Source organism: Ferroplasma sp. Type II, assembly GCF_000496155.1.
This window is the reverse complement of record NZ_KI542698.1, coordinates 39,030-46,936: the sequence shown is the minus strand read 5'-3', so window position 1 is coordinate 46,936 and position 7,907 is coordinate 39,030. Positions and strand designations below refer to the sequence as shown.

Below are 7,907 nucleotides of genomic sequence, written 5' to 3'. Positions count from 1 at the left end.
TGAGACTGGTACTGTGAAAGTAACTAATAAACAACACCGCAAAGTATAAAAAACTAAAATAATATAGCAAATAATCGTAAAAATAATATACTTTTTTGTTCTTTTCACCATTCATGCTGCAGTTCCTGCTACGGCTCCCAATATAATCCATCCCCAAATACCTAAAAGATCTATTACAGCATATCTAACAAAGATTAAAGTTGCACCATCTATGTAAGCCGTGTATCCTGCAGTACTCAAAAGGTACGCAACTAGAGGACCATCACCAAATCCAAGAGCAGCTAAAGATAATTCAGCCGAATGGTAAGATATATGCCCGGTATAATATAGTGCCATAATTGCACTGTTTCCATATAAGTTTATACCATCTAATGCCATTATAGCTATAATCCCAAAAGATACAAATATTATACCAATTCCCAATATTCTATAACTTTTATATCTTTTAGTGATATAATTTATTATATTTCGGCTCATAATTATATATATATATATATCGTTAATATTTAAACTTTGTGGTTACGTCTATGGCGGAAATTGTCCGGTAGATTTTACTGAAATATGCCATTACACTGCGGTTGAATTTCGTACTTCATTGGCTTTGTCCATCATTTTATCATTGTATGGGGTATCGGGCAATGAATCATTGAGCATCATATCTGTTCCTGTATCTATCAGTTTCAGAATCCTGTTTTTTGTCATTCCAGGTTTCTTGAATGGTTTTCTGTACCTTGCAAATACAGATGGAATATCCTTATCTCCGAAGACAATCTTAACATATTCTGGATTGTCCATATTCTGGAATATTGCTAAGGATACACCGCTCTGTGCAAGAATGTTTCCTGTAGCAATGTTTCCACACCTCTTTCTCACATTCCTGCGTAGTTTTCTAAAGAACTGTTCCATATTGTTGTTTGTCCCCGGTATGGTGTGTTCTGGATTATTGGCAAACAGCATGGCCTTTCTTTCATGATACTTGGCAACTATATGCTTTGCAGCAGTGAACATATGTGCAGGGATATTAGTGTGAAGGTATATTTCCATCTCACCTGTCACAATATCACACTTTTCATGGATTGAATCATCATCCTTTATGATACATAAAAGACTATTTAGTTTCTTTTCCGACTCTCTGTATATCCCTTGGTGGTTAGCTAGATAGGTTCATTTTATCTCTATTTTGTTTAATTCTTTAGCAGGTTTTTGCTTCCCGGGATTGTTATTTATAATCCTTGAACCGAACCTCAGAAGCTCCATTCCACCTTCAAAGAATTTTTTACTTTCTTCCAGTGCCGTGCCAATGATATGAGGTACCTCTATATTTATCTGAATGACAGTCTTTTTGTCCATGTACAGTAATTAACTTAATGTTATATATAGATAACCGTTTCTCAGTTCGGCTCCGGTTGGCTGAAGATTTGCCATGGTCTGCGGTAGATAAAGTATACGTTTCCAGTTTTGTACTTCCACAATAAGTTCGCCTGCTCTGTTATATAGATTAAGATCCTTCTTATCTGCAAAAGGCAACTTTAATTTTACAGCTGTATTTCCGTTCTCCCTGATAAACTCTACTGGCTTCCCCCTGTAAAAAACAGAGTAAGGATCCAAATCACCATAAAGTTCCTGGCCGAATTTCAATACTTTTTCCTGCCCCATAAGCTCGTAATTCTGGAGATAGCTTTTCAGTATTTTTATTTCTGGAAATGAAGCATCCAGGTCTTTCAGAATCACAGACTGGGTTTCCCTCCATTTCTGGAAGAAATCGCCGGTGTCCTCCGAATATATTTTGTTGGCTATTACAGCATCCACAGGGTAGCCATATAGAAGTAGATATGTGAATGCCCTCTTCGTTTCATTAAAGGACATCTGGTCTGCGTTGGTGACAAGCCTTATAGAAGTTATATCTGGGTTTTCCAGTATGTTGTGAATTGTTCCCAGATCGTCATATAGAGTTTCGGCACTTTTAAACACTTTGTCGTTTGGCATTGGTATGCCCGAAAATGGCCTCATTAAAGGTCTGGCAATTTTGGCAGCGGTCCTGCTGATGGGAAACACTTTCTCCATATACCATCGCATTACCTCGGGAAATGAAAGCATTCTCAGAGCCTCTCCTGTTGGTGCGCTATCTACCACTATAACATCATAGGAATTGCTTTTTATATAGTCATTTATGTAGAGCAGATATGTTGCCTCTTCAAATCCCGGAAGGATTGCAATCTCATCTGCTGAGATTGGATCCAGGCCCTGATACTGGAACAGTGCAGTCAGATACTCACGGAGATCACTCCAGTGTGATTGTATTGCATCGTTGATGTTAACCTCCTGAGCATACAAATTCTCGGAGATTTTTGTGGGATCCGATTTTATTTCCGCCTGAAGAGAATCGCCAAGGCTATGTGCAGGATCCGTTGACATGACTATGGTTTTCCTGTTCTGCTTTGCCAGCATTGCTGCCGTTGATGCTGCAACACTCGTTTTTCCAACTCCTCCTTTTCCTGTGTACAGTAATACTCTTGCCATTCATATCACTCCTGATTCATTAATTCTATCAACTACTATAAGCGCCAGATCCATTAAAAGCCCTAAATCATCAGATCTTCCAATGCCGTTGAGATTGTCAACTGATTTTAAAATATAGTCCTTTGCAACCTTAAAAGCATATTCCAGAGACCCTGTTTTAAAAAGTATATGGCGGAATTTGCTTTTATAATCATCTTCCTTGTATTTTCCGGTGAGGATGGTTATTAATATTTTTTTATTTCCTTCCGAAGCGTTTGTCAGCGCATGTATTATGGGTAGTGTTATAACATCATGGTTCAGGTCAACCATTGTAGGCTTTCCCATTTCCTTTTCATTTCCCACAATATCAAGTATATCATCTGTTATCTGGAATGCCATTCCCATATTATATGCAAAGGCACTGAGTTTTTTCCTCACGTCCGGTGAAGCCATGGCTGCAATTGTTGCCCCTTCAGCACAGGCAGAGAAAAAATATGCGGTTTTGTTCTTTATAATATTGTTATAGGTCTCAATATCCAGGGAAAGATTTCCTATATTCAAAGATTCTATGATCTGTCCCTCAGCCAGATGTGAGGATCCATCAGCCATTACCTTTGAAACCTCTTTTCCATACCTTGACCCGAGCTCATAGGCTTTTGCGAAAAGATAATCACCCACAACTATAGCGTTATCTATTCCATCCCGGGAAGATAAAGTCTCTCTTCCTCGGCGATATTTTGATTTGTCTATTATATCGTCATGTATCAGGCTTGCTGTGTGTATAAGCTCATAACCTGCAGCAAGATCGAGTATTTTTTTGTAGGATTCGTTGCATGAAATCTCATAGGACAATATAGTGAGAAGCGGCCTGAAGCGCTTTCCCCCTGCGTCTATCGTATATTTAGCCATGTCAAAAAGGTAACTTTGATCTGTCTTAATAGATTCAAGAAGCCTGAAATTAACCTCGTTTATTTTATCCCGCAGGCCATACTGCCACTCATAGAAATTTTTCATCTCACTCCTCCCAGGGAGACCCCATGAGAAAGTGTGGGGAGGAATTGTGTAGTAAATCTCAATCCTCACCGTATTTTACCAGTTTAAACTTCCTAGTGTATATATCCAACTTCTTTTCTACTCCTTTTACAACGATTGATTTTCCATATAGAGCATCTGCAGGTGTGTATGTATCTCTCCGGTCTAACTTCTGCTTTTCTTTCATCTTTTCAAAGCCCCTTAATTAACTCCTGCGCTGTTCCTCACTGAACAAAACTCTTCCCTTAGAGAGAAGATAGTTGACTGAAACACCAACAGTAACAATGTATTAAAAATTACGATTTAAGGTTTTGTAGAAGTTTTGTTAATTGAATGTGAAAAATAGAGATTATTTCACCAGGACTATTTCTATGGACGAAACATTTGATGGGCCGTTTTCTCCATCAAGAGTCTCGGTATCAAGTTTTATGTTTTCATATTTAGCAGTCTGGATGAATTTGTGTTTTGTTATTTCGGCTATATCTACTGCCTTGCTAATAGCTTTTCCCCTAGCTTTAATTATAATTCTATCTATATCGGAATTATTGAATTGCGTCACGATAGCCAGTACATAGTTCATAGTTGGTTTTTTACCCACAAAGATTACGTTTTCTTCAGACATGTAAATTACCCCATTGTACATTTATTCTGAATATATAATAATATCGTTACTTTATCATTTAAGTCTTACCATGGTATCTGTATTCACTACACCTTTTAAATCCCTTATTTTATCTACTTCCATATTCAGATCATCTATTGTGCTCTTTGATATTCTTACGGCCACATCTATCCGTCCTGAAAATTCATATATATCCCTGTAAAGGTTTTTTAAAACTTTTAATGTGGATGATGCCTGCCTGGAATCAAGTTTAATCAAAACTATGCCTTCTATAGATATTGATGTCTCTATTGTAAATTTGCGGATAATGCCATTATTCACCATATTCATTATGCGCTTTCTTATTGTGCCTTCAGAAACATTAAGTTTTCTGGCAATTTCCATATTCGTCTCCCGGGAATTTTCCCTCAAAATATCTATAATATTGTAATCAGTCTCATCCATAATGCACAATTACCGGAAACGATTTAAATCTATTTATACGAATATTTTATTACCTGTATAACCCCTTATCGGTATCTCCACTTTTCTTTATAGATTCCTTTGGCACGCGCATCATCCTGATCATAGGGGCTGCGTTTATACTGTACTGTGGGAGTCCTGTATTAGGGTCATTTCCAACCTTCATTATGGACATTATTTCAGTCTTAATCTCAAGCACGGTTCCATCCTCCAGCGTAACACGTATCCACTTTGGTTCTTCGTCCAGCTTAAACCCCATTACTGCATTGTTATCTTCTGCCATAAGATGTTAGTGAAAGATATTATAAATATTATGCTATATTGCAAGATAATCATCGGTTAAAAAAACTTATTAATATAAAACAGATTAACCGCATGCAAGGGTAACTAAGCTTGGCCAAAGGTGTAGGACTTAAGATTCTATCTCGAAGGAGTTCGCGGGTTCAAATCCCGTCCCTTGCATAATTCTGATGATTTATTGTATAGTTTAATTTGCCATGTTTACAGGCTGGAATGTGATATTTTTGAACATGTAATCTTTGTTCCATGTACAGGCTATACACTATAAATATTGAAATATACAGTATTTTTGGCATGAAATTCTACAAAAAAACTATTTCTATAGGTGTACAACGTCGCCATAGATTTCCGCCATAAATTTAAGGTAAATATTAATAAGTTAATGATATATTAACAGAATGAAATCATTAGCTTTAAAAATAGTTGTTATAATTATGGTATTACTGTTACTTGGGATGGTTGTTTTAGGATCAATTTTTTAAAATATAGTTAATTTTTGTAATAGCACTAAGTGCATGTAATGCATTATATCATTAACTGTGAAGGTAAATGATGCTCTAAATCTCCTGTATATTTCCAGAGAGGCTTTAATATTTGCAACAATTGGAATGGCAAGATATACAGTCATTGCCTAACCACTATTATTACATTCATACGGATATTTGCACATTATTAAATAAGGATGTGAATAGAAAAACACTCATTTATGCCTAGATATCCACATCTAATAAGAAAAAGTATCCAGAGAAGCAGATGAAAGAGATGAATGTTCAGCTGAGATGGACTTCTGATGCAGATCTCAACCAGTGCATAACATAATAAAAAAATAATCGCTGAAGCCTTTGTGAACTGGATAGTGGATATGTGATTATACCCCGGAAGTTTAAGCATCAAGAAGATGACAGCTCTAGGGTGAATGTTTAGATGGTTAGGGGAGACCGCAAACTAATGGTAAAGGATATATATAGTTAAATAATAGGGAATAACTTACATTTAACAGGATGGTAATATGGCTGATAACAAAAAAGATAATGAAAATTTTCAGTACATTGTTCGAATCGCGAATAAGGATATAAAGGGAGAGAGAAAACTCGGTCTTGCCCTGTCTGATATTAATGGAATAGGTGAGAGGCTCGCCAATATACTTATAAAGAAATTCAATCTGGATAAGAACAGGCAGATAGGCGAATTAAGCGAGGACGAAGTTCTGGAAATAAGAAAATATGTTGAAAACAAGGAATATGAAGGAATGCCTGCATGGCTTCTAAATCACAGGAAAGATGTACCCACAGGGAAAAATCTTAACCTTTTATCCAATGACCTGAATCTTCAAATTAATGATGATGTAAATCTAATGAAAAAAATGAGATCATACCGTGGGCTCAGGCATGAACAGGGGCATAAGGTAAGAGGCCAGAAAACCCGTTCAAATGGAAGGCATGGATTATCAATGGGTGTAATAAGAAAAAGGCAGGAACAGAAAAAATAAGGTGATATGATGGGAGATCAAAAATTTCAGAGAAAAAGATACTCAACGCCAAGGCATCCATGGGAAAAGGAAAGAATAGGCACTGAGAGGGAGATTGTTACCAAATATGGATTAAAAAATAAAAGGGAATTATGGAAGGCAGAGGCAACTCTTTCCTCTTACAGAGCCCAGGCAAGAACACTTCAGGCTAAGGTAAGATATAATGACCCAATAGCAGAGAAACAGTTCCAGCTTTTACTGAAGAAATTGGACAGATTAAGCCTTTTAAGTGAGGGCGCAACGCTTGATGATATACTCGCCCTTAATATTGAAAACATACTGGACAGAAGGCTTCAGACTCTTGTATACCAGTTGAACATGGCTACAACAATGAAACAGGCACGCCAGTTAATTACACATGGGCATATTAAACTTGGAGACCATGTTGTAACAATACCAAGCATAGCTGTGCAGAAAGGAGAAGAAGACAGCATCACATATAATGAAAAGTCACCTTTTTCAGACGATAAACACCCCATCAGGCTCATCCTGTCAGGTATAGCAGAAAAGGAAGATAAGGAAGAACCAGCAAAAGCAGGCAAAGGTGAAGCTCAATGAATAAAATAGGAATTGCACACATATATGCATCACAAAATAACACAATAATATTGATAACAGATCAGACAGGTTCTGAAACAATAGCAAAATCCACAGGTGGTATGGTTGTTAAAAATGACCGGGAGGAATCTAGCCCCTATGCCGCTATGAAAGCCTCGGATATAATTACCGAGAAGTTAAGGGAAAAGGAAATCACAGATTTAATCATAAGAGTCAGAGCTCCAGGAGGAAGCAGATCCAGAATACCGGGTCCCGGGGCACAATCTGCCATAAGAACTCTTTCAAGAGCCGGATTTAAAATTTTAAGGATAGAGGAAGTAACACCTACTCCACATGATGGGACAAAGAAGAAAGGCGGAAAAAGAGGAAGGAGAGTTTAAGCATGATAAAGATTTTGGAATTGAAGGATAATTTTATCCGTTTTTCTATAGATGGAATTACTCCTGGAATTGCGAACTCTATAAGGCGTACACTGATTAATGATGTACCGAAGCTGGCCATAGAAAATGCTATTTTTCACCATGGAGAAATACGGGATGCTGATGGAAATGTATATGACTCGTCACTCCCATTGTTTGATGAAGTACTTGCCTCAAGGTTGGGGCTTATTCCATTAAAAACGGATATGTCATTGAATTTCCGTGATGAATGTTCATGTGGCGGAAAGGGGTGTGACCTTTGCACTGTAACATATTCAATCAATAAACTTGGACCTGGAATGGTGTATTCATCTGACATTATGCCGGTAAACAATCCTGACCTTACCGTTTCCGATCCACTTATACCTATAATAGAACTTAAAAAGAACCAGGCAATGCTTGTGACCTGTGAAGCAATACTGGGACGTGGAAAGGAACATGCCAAATGGCAGGCTACATCTGGTGTTTCCTATAAATTGCACAGGAA

At 37.3% G+C, this 7,907-nt stretch carries 13 protein-coding genes and 1 tRNA gene; 5 read left to right on the top strand and 9 right to left on the bottom strand.

The window, feature by feature from the left end; all coding sequences use genetic code 11:
- Positions 1–111 precede the first annotated feature (111 nt).
- The 9 genes from AMDU4_RS03545 to AMDU4_RS03505 all read right to left on the bottom strand — a co-directional run bounded on the left by AMDU4_RS03545 (position 112) and on the right by AMDU4_RS03505 (position 4,898).
- A complete protein-coding gene (locus tag AMDU4_RS03545; protein WP_021786611.1) occupies positions 112–477 on the bottom strand; it encodes a hypothetical protein in 366 nt (121 codons plus the stop codon).
- Between the two features lie 90 nt (positions 478–567).
- A complete protein-coding gene (locus tag AMDU4_RS03540) occupies positions 568–1,056 on the bottom strand; it encodes a hypothetical protein (RefSeq protein WP_290704078.1) in 489 nt (162 codons plus the stop codon).
- Between the two features lie 108 nt (positions 1,057–1,164).
- Positions 1,165–1,350: a hypothetical protein gene (locus AMDU4_RS03535; protein ID WP_021786609.1), complete on the bottom strand. Its 186-nt coding sequence runs from the start codon at positions 1,348–1,350 to the stop codon at positions 1,165–1,167.
- A 9-nt stretch (positions 1,351–1,359) separates the two neighbouring features.
- Positions 1,360–2,520 (bottom strand): ArsA family ATPase, encoded by a 1,161-nt coding sequence (locus tag AMDU4_RS03530; RefSeq protein ID WP_021786608.1) that lies wholly within the window; start codon positions 2,518–2,520, stop codon positions 1,360–1,362.
- On the bottom strand, positions 2,521–3,513 hold the full coding sequence (locus AMDU4_RS03525; RefSeq protein WP_290704075.1) for a polyprenyl synthetase family protein: 993 nt from the start codon (positions 3,511–3,513) through the stop codon (positions 2,521–2,523).
- 58 nt (positions 3,514–3,571) lie between these two features.
- Positions 3,572–3,718 carry a hypothetical protein gene (locus AMDU4_RS03520; RefSeq protein ID WP_021786606.1) on the bottom strand — a complete coding sequence of 49 codons (147 nt, stop codon included), beginning with the start codon at positions 3,716–3,718 and terminating at the stop codon, positions 3,572–3,574.
- A 162-nt stretch (positions 3,719–3,880) separates the two neighbouring features.
- Positions 3,881–4,153: a DNA-binding protein Alba gene (gene albA / locus AMDU4_RS03515; protein WP_290704073.1), complete on the bottom strand. Its 273-nt coding sequence runs from the start codon at positions 4,151–4,153 to the stop codon at positions 3,881–3,883.
- A gap of 54 nt (positions 4,154–4,207) precedes the next feature.
- Positions 4,208–4,597, bottom strand: a complete 390-nt coding sequence (locus AMDU4_RS03510) for a winged helix-turn-helix transcriptional regulator (protein ID WP_021786604.1) — start codon at positions 4,595–4,597, stop codon at positions 4,208–4,210.
- Positions 4,598–4,646: 49 nt separating this feature from the next.
- A complete protein-coding gene (locus AMDU4_RS03505; protein WP_021786603.1) occupies positions 4,647–4,898 on the bottom strand; it encodes a hypothetical protein in 252 nt (83 codons plus the stop codon).
- A gap of 94 nt (positions 4,899–4,992) precedes the next feature.
- On the opposite strand from AMDU4_RS03505, the gene AMDU4_RS03500 reads away from it, so the two are divergent.
- The 5 genes from AMDU4_RS03500 to AMDU4_RS03480 form a co-directional block, all read left to right on the top strand.
- Positions 4,993–5,077: transfer RNA gene (locus tag AMDU4_RS03500), tRNA-Leu, on the top strand.
- An 847-nt stretch (positions 5,078–5,924) separates the two neighbouring features.
- Positions 5,925–6,404, top strand: coding sequence for a 30S ribosomal protein S13 (locus AMDU4_RS03495; protein WP_021786601.1), 480 nt, complete (start codon positions 5,925–5,927; stop codon positions 6,402–6,404).
- 9 nt (positions 6,405–6,413) lie between these two features.
- A complete protein-coding gene (locus tag AMDU4_RS03490) occupies positions 6,414–7,001 on the top strand; it encodes a 30S ribosomal protein S4 (protein WP_021786600.1) in 588 nt (195 codons plus the stop codon).
- The gene (locus tag AMDU4_RS03485; protein WP_009887283.1) at positions 6,998–7,381 is read left to right on the top strand and encodes a 30S ribosomal protein S11; all 384 of its coding nucleotides are present in this window, start codon (positions 6,998–7,000) and stop codon (positions 7,379–7,381) included. The genes AMDU4_RS03490 and AMDU4_RS03485 overlap by 4 nt, the downstream gene beginning before the upstream one ends.
- A 2-nt stretch (positions 7,382–7,383) precedes the next feature.
- Positions 7,384–7,907: DNA-directed RNA polymerase subunit D (locus tag AMDU4_RS03480; protein ID WP_290704070.1), on the top strand; the 524-nt coding region annotated here is incomplete at its 3' end.